Source organism: Streptomyces thioluteus (genome assembly GCF_039535865.1).
Map to the genome: position 1 here is coordinate 19,893 of NZ_BAAAXZ010000121.1, position 17,420 is coordinate 37,312.

The 17,420-nt window shown below is 74.4% G+C and carries 15 protein-coding genes and 1 pseudogene; 4 read left to right on the forward strand and 12 right to left on the reverse strand.

Annotated elements, in window-relative coordinates:
- Positions 1–107: 107 nt before the first annotated feature.
- The 4 genes from ABD794_RS15920 to purD form a co-directional block, all read right to left on the reverse strand.
- Complete coding sequence (locus tag ABD794_RS15920) at positions 108–1,034, reverse strand: phosphoribosylaminoimidazolesuccinocarboxamide synthase (RefSeq protein WP_344964016.1); 927 nt, start codon at positions 1,032–1,034, stop codon at positions 108–110.
- Between the two features lie 68 nt (positions 1,035–1,102).
- Positions 1,103–2,476 (reverse strand): N,N-dimethylformamidase beta subunit family domain-containing protein, encoded by a 1,374-nt coding sequence (locus ABD794_RS15925; RefSeq protein ID WP_344964018.1) that lies wholly within the window; start codon positions 2,474–2,476, stop codon positions 1,103–1,105.
- Between the two features lie 27 nt (positions 2,477–2,503).
- Positions 2,504–4,174 carry a hypothetical protein gene (locus tag ABD794_RS15930; protein WP_425586037.1) on the reverse strand — a complete coding sequence of 557 codons (1,671 nt, stop codon included), beginning with the start codon at positions 4,172–4,174 and terminating at the stop codon, positions 2,504–2,506.
- 335 nt (positions 4,175–4,509) lie between these two features.
- Positions 4,510–5,757: a phosphoribosylamine--glycine ligase gene (gene purD / locus ABD794_RS15935; protein ID WP_344964042.1), complete on the reverse strand. Its 1,248-nt coding sequence runs from the start codon at positions 5,755–5,757 to the stop codon at positions 4,510–4,512.
- Between the two features lie 289 nt (positions 5,758–6,046).
- Here purD and ABD794_RS15940 point away from each other — a divergent pair, with 289 nt between their 5' ends.
- Positions 6,047–6,760, forward strand: a complete 714-nt coding sequence (locus tag ABD794_RS15940; protein WP_425586038.1) for an SLATT domain-containing protein — start codon at positions 6,047–6,049, stop codon at positions 6,758–6,760.
- A 47-nt stretch (positions 6,761–6,807) separates the two neighbouring features.
- On the opposite strand, the gene ABD794_RS15945 is transcribed toward ABD794_RS15940, so the two are convergent.
- The 3 genes from ABD794_RS15945 to ABD794_RS15955 all read right to left on the reverse strand — a co-directional run bounded on the left by ABD794_RS15945 (position 6,808) and on the right by ABD794_RS15955 (position 9,766).
- Positions 6,808–7,458, reverse strand: a complete 651-nt coding sequence (locus ABD794_RS15945) for a hypothetical protein (RefSeq protein WP_344964025.1) — start codon at positions 7,456–7,458, stop codon at positions 6,808–6,810.
- 174 nt (positions 7,459–7,632) lie between these two features.
- Positions 7,633–8,304, reverse strand: a complete 672-nt coding sequence (locus tag ABD794_RS15950) for a GntR family transcriptional regulator (RefSeq protein WP_344964027.1) — start codon at positions 8,302–8,304, stop codon at positions 7,633–7,635.
- A gap of 106 nt (positions 8,305–8,410) precedes the next feature.
- The gene (locus ABD794_RS15955) at positions 8,411–9,766 is read right to left on the reverse strand and encodes an aspartate aminotransferase family protein (protein ID WP_344964030.1); all 1,356 of its coding nucleotides are present in this window, start codon (positions 9,764–9,766) and stop codon (positions 8,411–8,413) included.
- Between the two features lie 291 nt (positions 9,767–10,057).
- On the opposite strand from ABD794_RS15955, the gene ABD794_RS15960 reads away from it, so the two are divergent.
- Positions 10,058–10,267, forward strand: a complete 210-nt coding sequence (locus ABD794_RS15960) for a cold-shock protein (protein ID WP_344964032.1) — start codon at positions 10,058–10,060, stop codon at positions 10,265–10,267.
- Between the two features lie 97 nt (positions 10,268–10,364).
- Positions 10,365–12,098 (forward strand): serine/threonine-protein kinase, encoded by a 1,734-nt coding sequence (locus ABD794_RS15965; RefSeq protein ID WP_344964034.1) that lies wholly within the window; start codon positions 10,365–10,367, stop codon positions 12,096–12,098.
- A 61-nt stretch (positions 12,099–12,159) separates the two neighbouring features.
- On the opposite strand, the gene ABD794_RS15970 is transcribed toward ABD794_RS15965, so the two are convergent.
- Entirely contained in the window at positions 12,160–13,446 is a 1,287-nt protein-coding gene (locus ABD794_RS15970; protein ID WP_344964036.1) for an adenylosuccinate synthase, read from the reverse strand.
- Positions 13,447–13,836: 390 nt separating this feature from the next.
- Positions 13,837–14,268, reverse strand: a complete 432-nt coding sequence (locus ABD794_RS19075; protein WP_425586035.1) for a hypothetical protein — start codon at positions 14,266–14,268, stop codon at positions 13,837–13,839.
- Between ABD794_RS19075 and ABD794_RS19080 the strand changes: the two genes are divergently transcribed.
- Complete coding sequence (locus ABD794_RS19080; RefSeq protein WP_425586036.1) at positions 14,267–14,461, forward strand: hypothetical protein; 195 nt, start codon at positions 14,267–14,269, stop codon at positions 14,459–14,461. The two genes, ABD794_RS19075 and ABD794_RS19080, sit on opposite strands and share 2 nt — an antisense overlap.
- Positions 14,462–14,469: 8 nt before the next feature.
- Here the strand turns inward: ABD794_RS19080 and ABD794_RS15980 are convergent, their stop codons facing one another.
- The 3 genes and pseudogenes from ABD794_RS15980 to ABD794_RS15990 form a co-directional block, all read right to left on the reverse strand.
- Entirely contained in the window at positions 14,470–15,129 is a 660-nt protein-coding gene (locus ABD794_RS15980) for a response regulator (RefSeq protein WP_344964038.1), read from the reverse strand.
- Positions 15,126–16,364, reverse strand: coding sequence for a sensor histidine kinase (locus ABD794_RS15985; protein WP_344964044.1), 1,239 nt, complete (start codon positions 16,362–16,364; stop codon positions 15,126–15,128). Before ABD794_RS15985 ends, ABD794_RS15980 begins: the two co-directional genes overlap by 4 nt.
- 112 nt (positions 16,365–16,476) lie before the next feature.
- Positions 16,477–17,322 (reverse strand): annotated as a pseudogene (locus ABD794_RS15990) (aminotransferase class V-fold PLP-dependent enzyme); the annotation flags it as partial.
- Positions 17,323–17,420 lie beyond the last annotated feature (98 nt).

Genomic DNA, 17,420 nt, shown 5'->3' on the forward strand with positions numbered 1-17,420 from the left:
CCCACTGTAGGTGGATCTTGCCCCGGACCCGCCCTTTCACCATTTCCCCGGGGCCGAGCCCCGGACCCGTACCGCCCTTCGGGCTCCCCCAGAGGGGGCCCCAGTCCTCAAACGCCGGACGGGCTGGACTGCCAGCGCGTCAGCGTCAATCGCTCGTACGCCTCCACATAGCGCGCCCGGGTCTGTGCCACGACGTCCTCCGGGAGGGGCGGCGGGGGCGTGGTCCCGTGGCGGTCCCAGCCCGATGCCGGGGAGGTCAGCCAGTTGCGCACGTACTGCTTGTCGAACGACGGCTGCGGGCGGCCGGGGCTCCACTCGTCCGCCGGCCAGAAGCGGGACGAGTCGGGCGTGAGGACCTCGTCGGCGAGGACCAGACGGCCACCGTCCGCGGCGTCCCGGCCGAACTCGAACTTCGTGTCGGCGAGGATGATGCCCCGGTCCCGCGCGATCTCCCGGGCCCGGTCGTAGACCGCGAGCGTCGCCTGCCGCAGCTCCGCGGCCGTCTCGGCGCCGACCTGGCGGGCCACCTCCTCGTACGCGACGTTCTCGTCGTGCTCGCCGACCTCCGCCTTCGTCGCGGGCGTGAAGATCGGGGAGGGCAGCTCGGAGCCGTCGGCGAGGCCCTCGGGGAGGGCGAGGCCGCAGACGGTGCGGGTCTGCTCGTACTCCGCCAGGCCGGAGCCGGTCAGGTAGCCGCGGGCCACGCACTCGACGGGGAGCATGTCCAGGGAGCGGCAGACCAGCGTGCGGCCCGCCCAGTCGGCGGGGGCGCCGGGCGGCAGCTCGGTGGAGAGGACGTGGTGGGGGATGAGATCGGCGAGGCGGTCGAACCACCACAGGGAGAGCTGGGTGAGGACCCGGCCCTTGTCCGGGATCTCGGTGGGCAGCACCCAGTCGTAGGCGGACATGCGGTCGCTGGCCACCATCACCAGGCGGCCTTCCCCGTCCCGGTAGAGGTCGCGGACCTTGCCCGTGTGCAGATGCACAAGGCCGGGCACCTCCACGGGTTCGGGCTTCTCGACGAATCCGGACACGCGTCCTCCTGGTGGTTTGTCCAAACGCCTCGATTCTGCCGCATGACGGCGGCGCGCTCCGCAGAGGGTCAGGCCGGTTTGCAGATGTGGTCGAACAGGTTGGCCGTGGCGCGCTGGACGCGGGCGTCCGCGTGGCCCCGCCGGTCCAGGGCGGGGGCCCAGGCCGAGGTGCCGGAGGCGAAGACCAGGGCGCCGCTCGGGGCCCGGTACAGGGACGTCTCCTGGTGGCGCCGGGCGCCCTTGGCGTCCCGGTACGGGGAGTGGGCGAGGAGGACGCGCTCGGTGTGGGCGGGCAGGGCGGTGCGCGGGTGGTAGCGGTCGGCGGCGCCCGCGACGAGGCCGGGGAGCTCCTCCCCCTCGGCGGCGCCGGTGCCTTCCCAGAGCCAGTGCCAGGCGTTGCGGACGACCAGGGGGACGGGCGCGGGGACGCGGCCCGCGTACTGGATGCCCAGCAGCTGCTGCTCGGGGACGACGTCCCGCCACCGCGCGGAGCGGCCGGCGCCGCGGTACTTGCGGCAGGTCAGCAGCCGGTCCGGGCCGGTCGGCGAGGGGGCCGTCTCCACCTGCCAGTGGAGGGTGTCGGCGCCGAGGAAGACCAGGGAGGTCCCGCCGTCGCGGGCGGCCTCGGCGGCGCGCCGCATGGGCGCGGACCAGTACGGCGCGGGGCCGGGGAAGACCAGGCCCCGGTGGCGGGCCGGGTCCACGCGGCCCGCGTGCAGGTCCGTGGCGTGGGCGTAGCCGAGGTCGTAGCCGTGGCGCTCGGCCCAGCGGATGACGTCGTAGGCGTGCCCGATGTCGGGCGGCAGGCCCGTACCCGCGTAGGGGCGGTCGGCGCAGACGGTGACCGCCGCGTCCTCCTCGCCGAGCAGCCGGCCGTGCTCGTCCCAGGCGCGGTGCAGGCCGGCGCCCGTGCGGCCGTCCTCGGGGTAGAGGTTGTGCGCCTGCCAGGTGAGGTCGGGCAGGACGAGCAGCAGGTCGGCGGGGGCCGCGTCGCGGACGGTGAACGGGACGTGGGCGCGGTCGCCGTCGTCGGTGGCCAGGACGGCGACGTAGGCGCCGGTCGGCCAGTGGGCGGGGACGGGCAGGCGCCAGGAGAGCCACCAGTGGTGACAGGAGACGGCGCGGTCGGCGACGAGCGGCGGCGGCTGGACCAGGCCGGCCAGCGGCGGGCTCTCCGCCACCTTGGCGGCGCCGTGGCCCGCGTAGTGGCCGATGCGGTGGACGGTCACGGTGAAGGGGCGCGGGGGCTCCACGGTGACGTGGAGGTCCACGGCCTCGCCGGGGGCGACGGCGGGCCGTGAGGTGAAGCCGCGGACGCTCCGGCGGACGTCGTCGACGGCGTACCAGGGGGCGGCGGAGGTCCGCAGCCAGGGCAGCGGGGCGGCCGCCCGGAAGGGGTCGGTCGCGGCGTGCGCGAGCGCGCCGGACTCCCAGCCGTCCATCCCTGCCCCCTCCCCGCGCCGCCGCGCTCAGCCGAGCCGGACCGGCTTCTCCGGACGGACGCCGACCTCGCCCAGCCAGGCGCGCAGCGGCTCGCCGTCCCCGTCCTCGACGAGGCTGAGCACCGTGCGGGCCAGGTCGGCGCGGCGGGCGCCGCCGACCAGCAGGGCCGGGCCGTCCAGCCAGTCGAGGCCGGGGACGGCGCCCGCGGTGTCCACGGCGGCGCAGCAGATCATGGCCGTGACGTGGTCGGTGAGCAGCTCGCGGTCGCTGCGCGGCGGCTGGAGCGGGAACAGCGGGACGAGCCCGTCGAACCGCGGCCCGTCGGCACCGCGCGCGCCCGGGCCGCCGGGCGGGCGGCCGCCGCCGGTGCGGTGCCCGGCCTCGCGGGCCAGCTCGGCGCTGAGCCGGGCGCCCAGCCGCTCGCCGACGCCCGGGCCGGCCGGGCCGGTGAGGCGGTCGAGGACGCGGGCGACCGTGGGCGGGGCGGGGGTGCCGTCCTCGACGGGCACCGCCCCGGCGGGGCAGGCGGTGAGGTCGTCGAGGACGTCCTCCAGGACGCGGTGCAGCCGGGCGGCCTCCAGCCGCCACTTGCGGTCCACGACCTCCTCCGGGTACTGGCTCCAGCTGACCGGGGTCCAGCCGGGGCAGGGCCGGTCCGGGCCGCCGTGGAAGAGGCGGGCGGCCAGCAGGGAGGCGGCCTCGTCGATGACGCCGGGCTCCTCCAGCAGATCGCAGGCGGGACGCTCGCCCAGGCGGGAGGCGAAGCCCTCGGCCAGCCGGTCGCGGCGGGAGAGCTCGGTCAGCGCGGAGACCACGCCGGCGTCGAGCCGGGACGGCCAGCGGCCCATCCGCCAGGCGGGCAGGGCGACCCGGTTGAGCAGCCGGTCCCAGCCGGCGTAGGCGAGGCCGACCTGCTCCTGGGCGACGATCCGCAGGCCGTAGTCCACGGTCTGGGCGCGCTCGGAGGCGGCCGCGGCGACGCCGCGCTCCATCTCGGCGGCGTGGTCGCGGCAGGAGTGCAGCAGCAGCCGGGCCGTCCAGCCGACGAAGGCCAGCAGCGGGCGGCCCGCGGCGACCGCCACGGCCGCGTCCAGGCCGCGGACGAAGCGGCGGGCGGCGGCTATGTCGGGCTGGGCGGACGGGCCGGTGCCGGCGACGACCGGGGCCAGCAGGGCGCGCAGCTCGGCGACGCGCATCCACCACAGGAACGGCGAGCCGATCACCAGCACCGGGGCGGCGGGGCGGTGGGGCCGCCCGCCCGGCGCGGGGCGGGCGCGGTGCGCCGGATGCGTGCGGTCCTCCAGCCAGCTGTCGCAGTCCGGGGTGAGGGCTATGGCCGAGGGCGCCGGGACGTCGAGCCGGTCCGCCAGGTCGCGGACCAGGCGGTAGAGGTCGGGGGCGGTCTCCTCGGGGACGGGCACGGTGGGGCTGAGCGCCGGGCGGGCCCGGACGACGACCGCGGCCACCACCACGGCGAGGGCGAGGACGACCAGCGCGGCGGCGGTCACGGCCGGGCGGGCGGCGGCGAAGGCGCTCCCGTCGGGGATGCGGCCGGTGAGCGAACCCGCGAGCAGCACCACGGCCACGGCCGCCGGCAGCAGGGCGACGGCCAGCGCGGTGCTGCGGATGCGCAGCACGGCCAGGGCCCGGGTGCGCGCGGCGTGCGCGCCGGCTTCCGTACCTGCCACGAGACCGATCACCCCCAGTTGCCGGTAAGTGCGCTGTGGGTCCGTTTCCTTGAGGAGCCGCGGCGGCCGGGAGGGGGCCGTCGTCGTCGCCTACCACCCCACTGTGGCACCGGCCTCTGACATCGCAATGCCGGTGGGCCAGTTGCCGGACGCACGGCAGTCGGCCTGCGCGGCACCCTAGTTGGGGCCGGGACGTACGTCAGCCAATCGGCCTATCGGTCACCCGATGGAATGGCTTTGCCCAAAGCAGCTGCGCGGAGCACGGGCCCGGCCGCCCGGGGACCGGAGGCCCCGGGCGAGCGCGGACGACGTGGCGGCGGGCGGCGGGCGGCGGGCGGCCCGTACTAGCCGGCGGCCTTCGCCGCGATGTCCGTCCGGTACTGCGACCCGTCCATGCGGATGCGGGACACCGCCTCGTACGCCCGCTCCCGCGCCCGGCCCAGGTCGGCGCCCGTCGCCGTCACCGAGAGGACCCGTCCGCCGGCGCCGACCACCGCGCCCGACTGCGCGTCCCGCTCCGTACCGGCGTGCAGGACGTAGGCGCCCTCGACGGCGTCCGCCTCCGCCAGGCCCTCGATCGCGTCGCCGGTGCGCGGCGTGCCGGGGTAGTTGTGCGCGGCGACGACGACCGTCACGGCCGCGCCCTCGTCCCAGCGCAGCGGCGGGAGGGCGGCGAGCGTGCCGGTCGCGGACGCGTGCAGCAGCCCGGCCAGCGGGGTCTTCAGGCGGGCCAGGACGACCTGCGTCTCGGGGTCGCCGAAGCGCGCGTTGAACTCGATCACGCGGACACCGCGCGAGGTGATCGCCAGTCCGGCGTAGAGGAGGCCGGAGAACGGCGTGCCGCGGCGCCGCAGTTCGTCGACGGTGGGCTGGAGGACGGTCCGCAGGACCTCGTCCACCAGCTCGGGGTCGGCCCAGGGCAGCGGCGAGTAGGCGCCCATGCCGCCGGTGTTGGGGCCCTCGTCGCCGTCGAGGGCGCGCTTGAAGTCCTGGGCGGGCTGGAGGGGGACGACCGTCTCGCCGTCGGTGACGGCGAAGAGCGAGACCTCGGGGCCGTCGAGGAACTCCTCGATGACGACCCGGTCGCAGGCGAGCGCGTGCTCGCGGGCCGCGGCGAGGTCGTCGGTGACGACGACCCCCTTGCCCGCCGCGAGCCCGTCGTCCTTGACGACGTAGGGAGCGCCGAACGCGTCGAGCGCCGCGTCGATCTCGGCCGGGGTGGTGCAGACGTAGCTGCGGGCGGTGGGCACGTTCGCGGACGCCATCACGGACTTGGCGAACGCCTTGGAGCCTTCCAGCCGGGCCGCCTCCGCGGACGGGCCGAAGACGGGGATGCCGCGCGAGCGCACCGCGTCGGCGACGCCGGCGACCAGCGGGGCCTCCGGGCCGACGACGACGAGGTCCGCGCCCAGGGCGCCGGCCAGGTCCGCGACGGCGGCGCCGTCGAGGGCGTCGACGGGGTGCACCTCGGCGACCTCGCCGATGCCGGCGTTGCCGGGGGCGCAGTGCAGCGCGGTGACGTCGGGGTCGAGGGACAGTGAGCGGCACAGGGCGTGTTCGCGGGCGCCGCCGCCGATGACGAGGACCTTCACGGGGGTCACCCTATTGCCTTCCGGAACGATCAGTGCCGCCCGTCCCGTCTCTCCCACCGTGCCCGTCAGACCTCGTCAGAACGTTTCGCCGCACGCGCCCCGTCACGTCCACACAGGTGACCCACTCTTTCGAGTGAGGGCGAAAAGTGCCCCTATACCCGATTCCCAGGCACTTACGGGCGGCAAAGGCCGGATCCGGCGCACAAGGCCAACCGTTCGGCGGTAGGAAAGGGGCGGTGACAGCGGTACACAGCGGCGAAGAGGGAGTGCGGGTGTGAGCCAGCCTGAGATGCGACCCGAGGGACTCCCCAAGGAGCAGGACGGGAAGCACCGGGGAGACCTGCGCGGCCGGACGTTCCCGCTGGGCGACTGGGGTGAGCCGGCCCAGCGCCTGGACGAGCTGTACCGATGGGTGGAGAGCGGCGCGCTGTACCTGGCCGACTGGTATCTGGCGGACCGCGCCTGGAAACGGCGCTGGGCCCGCATCCTGCGCGTGGCCGCCGCGGCGTGCACGGTCGTCGGGGCCGCGCTGCCCCTGCTCCAGCTCGCCGGGGCCCTCCGCTCCGGCGCCACCTGGGCGTTCCTCGCCCTGCTGGGCACGGTGGCCTGCGTCGGCTGCGACCGCTACTTCGGGCTGACCACGGGCTGGATGCGCGCCGTGGCCACCGCGCAGGCGGTCCAACGGCGCCTGGAGGTCCTGCAGTTCGACTGGGCCTCGGAGTGCGTGCGCGAGGTGCTCGGCCCGACCGAGGGCACGGCGAGCGAGGCGGCCGAGCGCTGCCTGACGGTGCTGCGCCGCTTCTCGGAGGACGTCTCGGAGCTCGTCCGGGCCGAAACGGCCGACTGGATGGTGGAGTTCCGCGCCGGCCCGGCGCCGCTGCTCACGCAGTCGCTGGTCGCCTGGGGCCCCCGGGAGAACGGCGTGGCCGTCGGCCGTTTCCCGATCCCGCCCGGCTCCCGCCCCAACATGCCGCGCCAGCGGCCGCCGGAGTCGCCCCGCTAGGGCGCCCCGGCGGCCCGCCGCCCGGGACGGCCCTCACGGGACGGCCCTCAGCTGAAGACGATCATCGAGCCCTGTCCCAGGCTCCGGGTGGCCGCCGCGTGCAGCCCCAGCCACACGTGCCGCTCCCGGGCGAACGGGCTGTCGTCCGCCGGCCCCGGCACCGCCCGCTCCTCCAGCGCCGTGGGGCGGCCCGGAGCGGCCGGCGCCTCGGGCGGGTTGTCCGGATCGATACCCAGGACCGGGGCCACGGAGCGCAGTTCGCGCAGCAGGCCGTGACTGGAGCCCAAGGGGCCGCCGCCGTCCAGGAGTTCGTCGTTGCTCAGCGGGTGCGCGAAGTCCACCGGGACGTACGCACCGGCGTGGTCGTAGTGCCAGACCAGGTGCGACTGCTGGGCGGTGGCCTCGAACATCTCCAGCAACTGCTCGTAGTCGCCGCCGAGTTCGTCCACAGGGGTGACGGTCAGTCCGCACAGGTTCAGCAGATGGGCGCGGCGCAGGAAGTGGAGCGCGTCGTAGTCGAAGCCTGCGACGGGGGCCACGTCCCCGGACAGTCCCGGCATGTAGCCGAAGACGGGGACGGGCGGCAGCCCCGCCTCGCCGAGCGCCTTGTCGTAGACGGCGATCTCCTCGGCGAACGGGTTGTCGGGGCTGTGGCACAGCACGTCGACCAGGGGGACAAGCCAGAGGTCACAGGCCACGTGAGCTCACTCTCGTATTCGCCTTCAGTGCGATGGTCGGGCCAGAGTAGTGCCGCTCAGCGGGTTGTCACACAGGGCCGACGGACATGGAAGGCCGGATTCCGCTGGATTCGGACGGGAATCCTCAGGCAGCCGCGGCCCCCTCGGGCCATCAGGACGTCAGCCTTCAGGACCTCAGCCCGTCAGAGACCGGATCAGCGTCATCGCATGGGTGTTGTAGCCGGTGACGATCCGCTGCACGGCCGCCGCCTCCCGGCGGGCCAGCGCGTCCACCATCTCCGTGTGCCCGCACCACAGCCGCCCGCGCAGATCGGCGACCCGGCGCAGCAGCGGCACCATGAAGACCCAGCACTGCACCCGCACCCGGTCGAGGAAGTCGGAGATGTAGGGGTTGCCGACCAGGGCCGCGAACTCGCGCCAGAAACGCAGGTCGTAGCCGATGAGGATGTCGAGGTCGCCGGCGCTCGCGGCGCGCGAGGCCTCCTCGGCACGGCGCCGCACGGAGGCCAGGACGGGCGGGGTGGCGGCCGTCATCGCCTGCTCGGTGGCGTGCCGGAACATGCCCTCCAGCATCATCGTGCGGGCCTCGACCATGTCCAGGAAGTCGGCGTACGAGAACTCCCGCACCCGGTAGCCCCGGTGCAGCTCGACGTCGAGGAGCCCCTGCGAGCACAGGTCGAGCAGCGCCTCGCGGACGGGGGTGGCCGAGACGCCGTAGCTCTCGGCGATCTCCTTGACGGTGAACTGCCGCCCCGCCGGAAGCCGTCCCGCGATGACCTCCTCGCGCAAGGCGTCGGCGATCTGTGAGCGCAGCGTCGTGCGCTTGACAGCCTCGCTGCCGGGCATCGTTGTCCGTCTCCCCTTCCGTGACCGCGCGCCAGCGCGCGAACGGCCCTCGCAACAAGATAGGCGAGGGCCGTCGGGGAGCGTACCGGTATGTCCGTGCCGGTGGTCAGACGGTATGCGCGTCGGCGACCGTCAGCGCCTCGTCGAGCAGCGCCAGGCCGTCCTTCGCCTCCGAGTCGTCGATCGTGCACGGCGGGACGACGTGGATCCGGTTCATGTTCACGAACGGCCACAGGCCCGAGGCGCGGCAGGCCGCGGCGAAGGCGGCCATCGGGGCGTTGTCCTCGCCCGTGGCGTTGTAGGGCACCAGCGGCTCGCGGGTCCCGCGGTCGCGCACCAGCTCCAGCGCCCAGAAGACGCCGGTGCCGCGGACCTCGCCGATCGACGGGTGGCGGTCGGCGAGCTCGCGCAGCCCGGGGCCGAGGACCTCCTCGCCGATCCGGGCGGCGTTCTCGACGATGCCCTCGTCGGCCATGGCGTTGATCGTCGCGACCGCGGAGGCGCAGGCCAGCGGGTGGCCGGAGTAGGTCAGTCCGCCCGGGTAGGGGCGCTTCTCGAAGGTCGCGGCGATCTCGGCGGAGATGGCCACGCCGCCGAGCGGGACGTAGCCGGAGTTGACGCCCTTGGCGAAGGTCATCAGGTCCGGGACGACGTCCCAGTGGTCGGCGGCGAACCAGCGGCCCGTCCGGCCGAAGCCCGCCATGACCTCGTCGAGGACGAAGACGATCCCGTACCGGTCGCAGATCTCCCGCACCCCGGCCAGATAGCCGGGCGGCGGGACCATGATCCCGGCGGTGCCGGGCACGGTCTCCAGGATGATCGCGGCCACCGTCGCCGGCCCCTCGAAGACGACCGTGTCCTCCAGGTGCCTCAGCGCCCGCTCGCACTCCTGCTCCTCCGTCTCCGCGTGGAACGGCGAGCGGTAGAGGAACGGCGCCCAGAAGTGGACGACCCCGGCGGCGCCGCTGTCGGACGGCCAGCGGCGCGGGTCGCCGGTGAGATGGATCGCGGCGGCGGTGGCGCCGTGGTACGAGCGGTAGGCGCTGAGCACCTTGGGGCGGCCGGTGTGCAGCCGGGCCATCCGGACGGCGTTCTCGACCGCCTCGGCACCGCCGTTGGTGAAGAAGACCTTGTCCAGGTCGCCGGGGGTCCGGCCGGCGATGAGCCGGGCCGCCTCGGAGCGCGCCTCCACGGCGAAGCCCGGCGCGAACGTGCACAGCCGCCCCGCCTGTTCCTGGATCGCCGCGACCACCGCGGGGTGCTGGTGGCCGATGTTCGTGTTGACGAGCTGGGAGGAGAAGTCGAGATAGCGGTTGCCGTCGAAGTCCCAGAAGTACGAGCCTTCGGCGCCCGCGACGGCCAGCGGGTCGATGAGGCCCTGGGCGGACCAGGAGTGGAAGACGTGGGCGCGGTCGGCGGCCTTGACGGCGGCACCGAGGGCGGGGTCGGGCAACGTGCTCACGGGCGTGACCTCGGGGGCTCGACGGGCTCTGGCGGTCCTGCTGGCTGACGCACGGACAGCCTACGGGCGGCGCCCTCCCGGCAGCACCGGCACAGTGTCCGGGACCACCCCCGGATACCGGCACTGTGCCGGTCCCGGTCCACGAATCGCCGTACGAGAAATACCGTTTCGCCCAAGTTCGGCGTGCTACGTTCGTCGCCAGTTGCGCCTGACGGTCTGTGACCTCGGGCGCTCTTCCTCTTTCGGGGCAGCTTCCGGAGCGCCCCACACCGCTCTATCGAGGAGTACATCTTGGCCACGGGCATCGTGAAATGGTTCAACTCGGAGAAGGGCTTCGGCTTCATCCAGCAGGACGGCGGCGGGGCCGACGTCTTCGCCCACTACTCCAACATCGCGACCACCGGCTTCCGGGAACTCACGGAAGGCCAGAAGGTCACTTTCGACATCACCCAGGGCCACAAGGGCCCGCAGGCCGAGAACATCCTCCCCACCCCCTCCTGAGTTTCCCCAGAGGGCCGGTCCTCCCCTGTGGAGGGCCGGCCCTCTCGCGTGCGGCTATCCTCCGGCTCGGACACATGGGGGAAGGAGAACCGAGCGCATGGACGCCCTGACGCCGGACGACCCACGCACACTCGGCGCCTACCGGCTGGTCGGCCGGCTCGGCGCGGGCGGCATGGGCCGGGTCTACCTGGCACGTTCGGACCGCGGCCGCACGGTCGCGGTCAAGCTGGTCCAGCCCGAACTGGCCGGGCAGGAGGAGTTCCGCCGCCGCTTCCGGCGCGAGGTGAGCGCCGCCCGCGAGGTCGGCGGCGAGTGGACCGCGCCCGTCCTGGACGCCGACACCGAGGCGGACGTGCCGTGGGTGGCGACCGGCTACATCGCCGGGCCCTCGCTGCGCCAGGTCGTCGACCGGGACTTCGGGCCGCTGCCCGAGCGGTCGGTGCGCATCCTCGCCGCGGGGCTCGCCCGCGCGCTCCAGGCCGTCCACGCGGCGGGCATCGTCCACCGCGACCTCAAGCCCTCCAACGTCCTGATCACCCTCGACGGGCCGCGCGTCATCGACTTCGGCATCGCCCGGGCCCTCGACGCCGTGACCGACGGGGAGGGGCTCACCCGCACCGGCGCGGCCGTCGGCTCCCCCGGCTTCATGTCGCCCGAGCAGGTGCGCGGCCGCGAGACCACGCCGGCCAGCGACGTCTTCTGCCTCGGCTCGGTGCTCGCCTACGCGGCCACCGGCCGGATGCCCTTCGGCACCGTGGACAGCGGCGTGCACGCCCTGATGTTCCGCGTCGCCGAGGAGGAGCCGGACCTCACCGGCGTCCCCGGGCCGCTGCTCGCGCTGGTCACCGACTGCCTGGCGAAGGACCCGGCCGGGCGCCCCACGCCCGAGGAGGTGCTCGACCGGACGGGCGCCGCGGAGGAACTGGCCGACCTGCGCTCGGCCGCCGAGCCGTGGCTGCCCGGCGGGCTCGTCGCGCAGCTGGGGCGGCACGCGGTGCGGCTGCTGGAGGCGGAGGGGCCCGCCGAGGGCCCGGTCGGGGAGCGCGCCGCGGAGCCCCCGGCGCCGGAGTCCATACCCGCGTCCGAGCGGCCCACCGCCGTCGTGCCGCACACGCCCCCGCCCGCCGACCCGCCCACCGCGACGGCCGTCACCACGTCCACCGGAACGCCCGCCGGGCATCCGCCGCCCCCGCCGCCCGGCTACGGCCCGGCGCACCCCGGCCCGTACGGGCCCTACGGACCCCCGCCGCCCGCCCCGCGCCGCTCCCGCAAGGCGCTCGCGCTCGTCGCCATCGCGGCGGCCGGGCTGCTGGCCGGCGCCGGAACGGTCTATCTGGTCAAGCACCGGACGGCGACGGACGACGAGAAGCCCGCCGCCCGTCCGACGGCCTCCGCCAAGGGCCCCGGCCGCACCGACCGGACCCCGTCGAGGACGCCGGCGACCACCCCGCCCACCAGCGCCGCACCGGCCGGGGGCGCGCAGGCGTTCCCGGGCACCTGGTCCTCCGACTTCGCCACCGGCGGCGGCCGCAGCCACCGCACCATCGGCCTCACCGTCGGGGCGAGCGGCGGCACCGCCGAGATCGAGGGGTACGGCAACCTCGACGACGGCACCGCGTACCGCTGCACCTGGACCGCCCCGGTCCTCGGCAACAGCACCGCCACCCTGCTGCACCTCGGCCCGTCCACCGTCACCGGTGCCCAGCCCACCACGGCCTGCCAGCCCGGCTCCGCCTCCGACCTGTCGCTGCTGCCGGACGGCCGGATGCGCCGCGACTTCGTCGACTCGGGCACGAAGGACGCGTCGCTCGTCTACACCAAACAGCGCTGAAAAACGGCGGGCGCCCCGGCGGTCACGATGACCACCGGGGCGCCCGCCGCGCGTATCCGCCTTACGACAGGAACGAGTTGATCTCGATCGTCTCGTCGCGGCCCGGGCCGACGCCGATCGCGGAGATCGGGGCGCCCGACATCTCCTCCAGCGCCTTCACGTACGCCTGGGCGTTCTTCGGCAGCTCGGAGAAGGTCTTCGCCTTGCTGATGTCCTCGGTCCAGCCCGGCAGCATCTCGTAGACCGGCTTCGCGTGGTGGAAGTCGCTCTGGCTGTAGGGCAGTTCCTCGACGCGCTTGCCGTCGATCTCGTACGCGACGCAGACCGGGATCTGCTCCCAGCCGGTGAGCACGTCGAGCTTGGTGAGGAAGAAGTCCGTGAGGCCGTTGACGCGCGTGGCGTAGCGGGCGATCACGGCGTCGAACCAGCCGCAGCGGCGGTCACGGCCGGTGGTGACACCGCGCTCGCCGCCGATGGTGCGCAGCGCCTCGCCGTCCTTGTCGAACAGCTCGGTCGGGAACGGACCGGCGCCCACGCGGGTCGTGTACGCCTTGAGGATGCCGATGACCCGGTTGATCTTCGTGGGGCCGACGCCCGCGCCCGTGCAGGCGCCGCCCGCGGTCGGGTTCGAGGAGGTCACGAAGGGGTACGTGCCGTGGTCCACGTCCAGCAGGGTGCCCTGGCCGCCCTCGAAGAGGACGACCTTGCCCTCGTCGATGGCGTTGTTCAGGATCAGCGTGGTGTCGGCGACGAAGGGCTTGATCTGGTCGGCGTAGGCCAGCATCTCGTCGACGATCTTCGCGGGGTCGATCGCGCGGCGGTTGTAGAGCTTCGCCAGGATCTGGTTCTTGAAGTCGAGGGCAGCCTCGACCTTCTGCGTCAGGATCGACTCGTCGTAGAGGTCCTGGACGCGGATGCCGACGCGGTTGATCTTGTCCGCGTAGGTCGGGCCGATGCCGCGGCCGGTGGTGCCGATCTTCCGCTTGCCGAGGAAGCGTTCCGTCACCTTGTCGACCGTGGTGTGGTACGGCGTGATCAGGTGCGCGTTGCCGCTGACCAGGAGCTTGGACGTGTCGACGCCGCGCTCGTTCAGCCCGCTCAGCTCGGAGAGCAGGACCGCCGGGTCCACGACGACACCGTTGCCGATGACCGGGGTGCACCCCGGCGAGAGGATGCCGGAGGGGAGGAGGTGGAGCGCGTATTTCTGGTCACCCACGACGACCGTGTGGCCGGCGTTGTTGCCACCTTGGTAGCGGACCACGTAGTCCACGGACCCACCGAGCAAGTCGGTGGCCTTCCCCTTGCCCTCGTCACCCCACTGAGCACCGAGCAGCACAAGTGCGGGCACAGGCGTACACCCCTTCCGGGCGGGGCATGTCCAACGTGCGCAGGTGGCCTGTCGCCCGCTTGATACGGGCGCTCACCACCGCTAGAGCCGTCGAACCGGTGCCCCGGATAGACGAAGCCCCTGGCGCAACAGCGACAGGGGCTCTTGCACCGAGAGGTTACCTGAGGAAGGACGAACGTGTCGGCTGCAGACCCGACTGGACAGCAGCTGCTTGTCGTCGTCGACCCGGTCGCGAGGCGTGTGGACGGCGAGTCCGTGCGGATCGCGAGGGATGTGCTGAGCGCCGGATCGGTGGCGAAAATCTGTCTCCCGGACGGTCCCGCGGAGATCGCCCGGGCGGTGGCCCGGCGCGGCCGGAGGCGGCTGGTCGTCGTCGGGGACGACCGGGCGTTACTGCGCGTGGTCGCCCTGCTGCACCGGCAGCGGGAGCTGGCCGACGCGCCGCTGGCCTGGGTGCCCGTGGGGCCGCTCCCGGCCGTCTCGGTGGCCCGCGCGCTGGGCGTCCCGCTGGGCGCGGTGGCGGCCGCGCGGGCGGTGCTGGACGGGGTGGAGCGACGGCTGGGGCTGCTGGCGGACGAGAGCGGGGGCGTGGTCCTGGGCGGGCTCTGGGCGCCGGTGGGCGCCCACCGCTCCGGCGGCCCGGCAGGCGGCCGTACGGGCCCGTGGTGGTCCCCCCGCCGCGCGGACGGCCCGGACGGCGCTGGCCCTGCTGACCAGGCCGACCGGGCGCCCGGCGGCGACGGCGTCGCGGCTGCGGGTCGAGGCCGACGGGGTGGTGCTGGCCGACGCGGACCAGCCGCTGGACCGGGTCGCGGTCGCCATGGCCGGGGGCCTGGCGGAGGTCGCCGTCCACCCGTCCGGTGCGGAGGCCCCGCTGCGCTGCCGGGCCCGTGCGGTGACCGTGTCCGGTCCGGACTTCCGCTACCGGGCGGACAACCGGATACGGGGGCCGGTGGAGGCGCGGACGTGGACGGCGGAGGGGGAGGCGTGGCGGCTGGTGCTGCCGAGGGCCTGAGCCCCTGGTCAACCCCCCGGCGTGATCAGCCCCGCCTCGTACGCGAACACCGCCGCCTGCGTCCGGTCCCGCAGCCCCAGCTTCACCAGGATCCGGCTGACGTGCGTCTTCACGGTCGACTCGGCGACGACGAGATACGACGCGATCTCCGCGTTCGACCGCCCCTGGGCGACCAGCACCAGCACCTCCGTCTCCCGCTCCGTGAGATCCCCGATCCGCTCCTGCGAAGGCGCCCGCGGCGTGCCCAGCCGGGAGAACTCCTGGATGAGCCGCTTCGTGACCGTGGGCGCGAGGAGCGCCTCGCCGGAGGCGACCACGCGGACCCCGTCCGCCAGCTGCCGCGCCGACGCGTCCTTGAGCAGGAAGCCGCTCGCCCCGGACCGCAGCGCCTGGTAGACGTACTCGTCCAGGTCGAAGGTGGTGAGGACCAGCACCTTCGCGTCCGCGTCGGCCGCGACGATCTCCCGCGTGGCCTCCAGGCCGTTGAGCTCGGGCATGCGGATGTCCATGAGGACGACGTCGGGGCGCAGCTCCGCGACCTTCGCGAGGGCCTGGCGGCCGTCCACCGCCTCCCCCACGACCTCGATGTCGGGCTGGGCGTTGAGGAGGACGGAGAAGCCCTCGCGGACCATCATCTGGTCGTCGACGATCAGGACCCTGATGGTCACGCGGCGGCCTCCGCGACGGAGACCGGCAGGAACGCGGTGACCTCGTAGCCCCCGTCGCCCGTCGGCCCGTCCGTCATCTCGCCGCCGAGCATCGCGACGCGCTCGCGCATGCCGAGCACGCCGTGCCCGGCGCCGGGCGAGGGCTTGGCCAGCCGGTCGGGCGGCCCGTTGACGACGCGCAGTCCGAGCCCGACGGGCACGTAGGACAGCTCGACGCGCGCGGCGGCACCGGGCGCGTGCCGCAGCACGTTGCTCAGCGCCTCCTGGACGATGCGGTACGCGGAGAGCTCCACGCCCTGCGGCAGCGGCCGCACCACCCCGGTGGTGACCTGGTCGACGGCCAGCCCGGCACCCCGGACGTTGGCCAGCAGCCCGTCGAGCGCGGCGAGCGTCGGCTGCGGCGCCTCGGGGTCGTCGAACGCGTCGGAGCCGTCGGAACGGATGACGCCGAGGACGCGCCGCAGCTCCGTGAGGGCCGCGACGGCGTTCTCGCGGATGGTGACGAACGCCGCGGCCAGCTCGGGCGGCGTGTCCTGGACCCGGTACGGCGCGGCCTCGGCCTGGATGGCGACGACGGACATGTGGTGCGCCACGACGTCGTGCAGCTCGCGGGCGATGGTGGTGCGCTCCTCCAGCACCGTGCGCCGGGACCGCTCGGCCTCGGTGACGGCGGTCTGGGCCACGACCTGCTGCCGGGACTCGCGCAGCAGCCGCACGGCGAACACGGCGAACAGCAGCACGGCGGAGACGACGAGCAGCTCGAAGAGGCCGTCGACCCCGACGACCGGCCGGAAGACCGTGAGGAAGGCCGCGATGCAGGCGGTCAGCAGCCACATCTCGCCCGCCACCCGCGGCCGCGACCGCATGGCGACGAGCATCATCACCAGGACGTGGACGCTGAAGGCGACCTCCACCCAGGGCCCCACGGTGATCGTGAAGAAGATCGCGCCGACCGAGCACCACCACGCGCCGATGGGACGCACCAGGGTCATCAGCAGCGGCACCCCGATCAGGAGCATCGCCGCCAGGCCCATGCTGTGGGCGAACGCCTGGAAGACCAGGCAGACGGTCAGGGCCACGACCGCCGCGTGCGGCAGCCAGCGCGCGTACCGGCGGAGGCCGCGCGGCACGACGCGCAGGAGACGGCTGCCGGGCGCGAGCGGCGCCAGCGGCCGGAAGGCGAAGGCGTCCGTGAAGAGATCACGGTGGATGCCGTCGAAGGCGCTCTTGAACATGAGCAGCTCGCTGCGGAGGGAGGGCGGCTCGGGCGTCGGATTCACACGTTCCACCGTAAACAGACATCCACCGGTCGTCGTCCGCGTCGATGAGGATCTCCGGCCGTCCGTCTCAAGTACTACGCACGGCCTCCCCCAGCTCCCGCGCCGCCCGCTCCGCGTCCGAGAAACGGCAGTACAGCGGCGCGAAACCGAAGCGCAGCACGTCCGGCCGGCGGAAGTCGCCGACGACGTCCCGCCGGATCAGCTCCGCCATGACCTCCCCGGCGCCGGGGCAGCGCAGCGAGACCTGGCTGCCGCGCTCGGCGTGCGCGTCCGGGGTGACGGACGTCACCCGGCCCCCGGGGACATACGCGGCCACGCAGCGCAGGAAGAAGTCGGTGAGGGCGAGGCTCTTGGACCGGAGGGCCGCGAGGTCCACGCCGTCCCAGACGTCGAGGGCGGCGTCCAGGGCGAGCAGGGAGAGGATGTCGGGCGTGCCGACCCGGCCGCGCGTCGCCCCGTCGGCGGGCCGGTAGCCGGGCTCCATGCCGAACGGGTCGGCGTGCGAGTTCCAGCCCGGCAGCGGGGAGTCGAAGCGGGACTGGAGCTCCCGGCGCACGTAGAGGAAGGCGGGCGAACCGGGGCCGCCGTTGAGGTACTTGTACGTGCAGCCGGCCGCGAGGTCCACACCGTGCTCGTCGAGCCCGACGGGCAGGGCGCCCGCGCTGTGGCACAGGTCCCCCACGACGCGCGCCCCGGCGGCGTGCGCGGCGGCGGTGATGCCGGGCAGGTCGTGCAGCCGTCCGGTGCGGTAGTCGACGTGGTTGACGAGTACCGCCGCGGTGCGGGGGCCGGCCTCGGAGGCCATGGCGGCGGGCTCGACGGCCCGGACGACGCGGCCGGTCAGCCGGGCCGCCGACGCGGCGATGTAGCCGTCCGTGGGGAAGGCCGTCGCGTCGACGAGGATCTCGTCCCGCTATTCGGACAAGGGAGGGGGGAGGGGGGGAGGGGGGGCCCAGAGCGGACGGGCCGCTACACGGCTGGCCTTGAAGGAGTTTGACGCTCGCGAGTCGT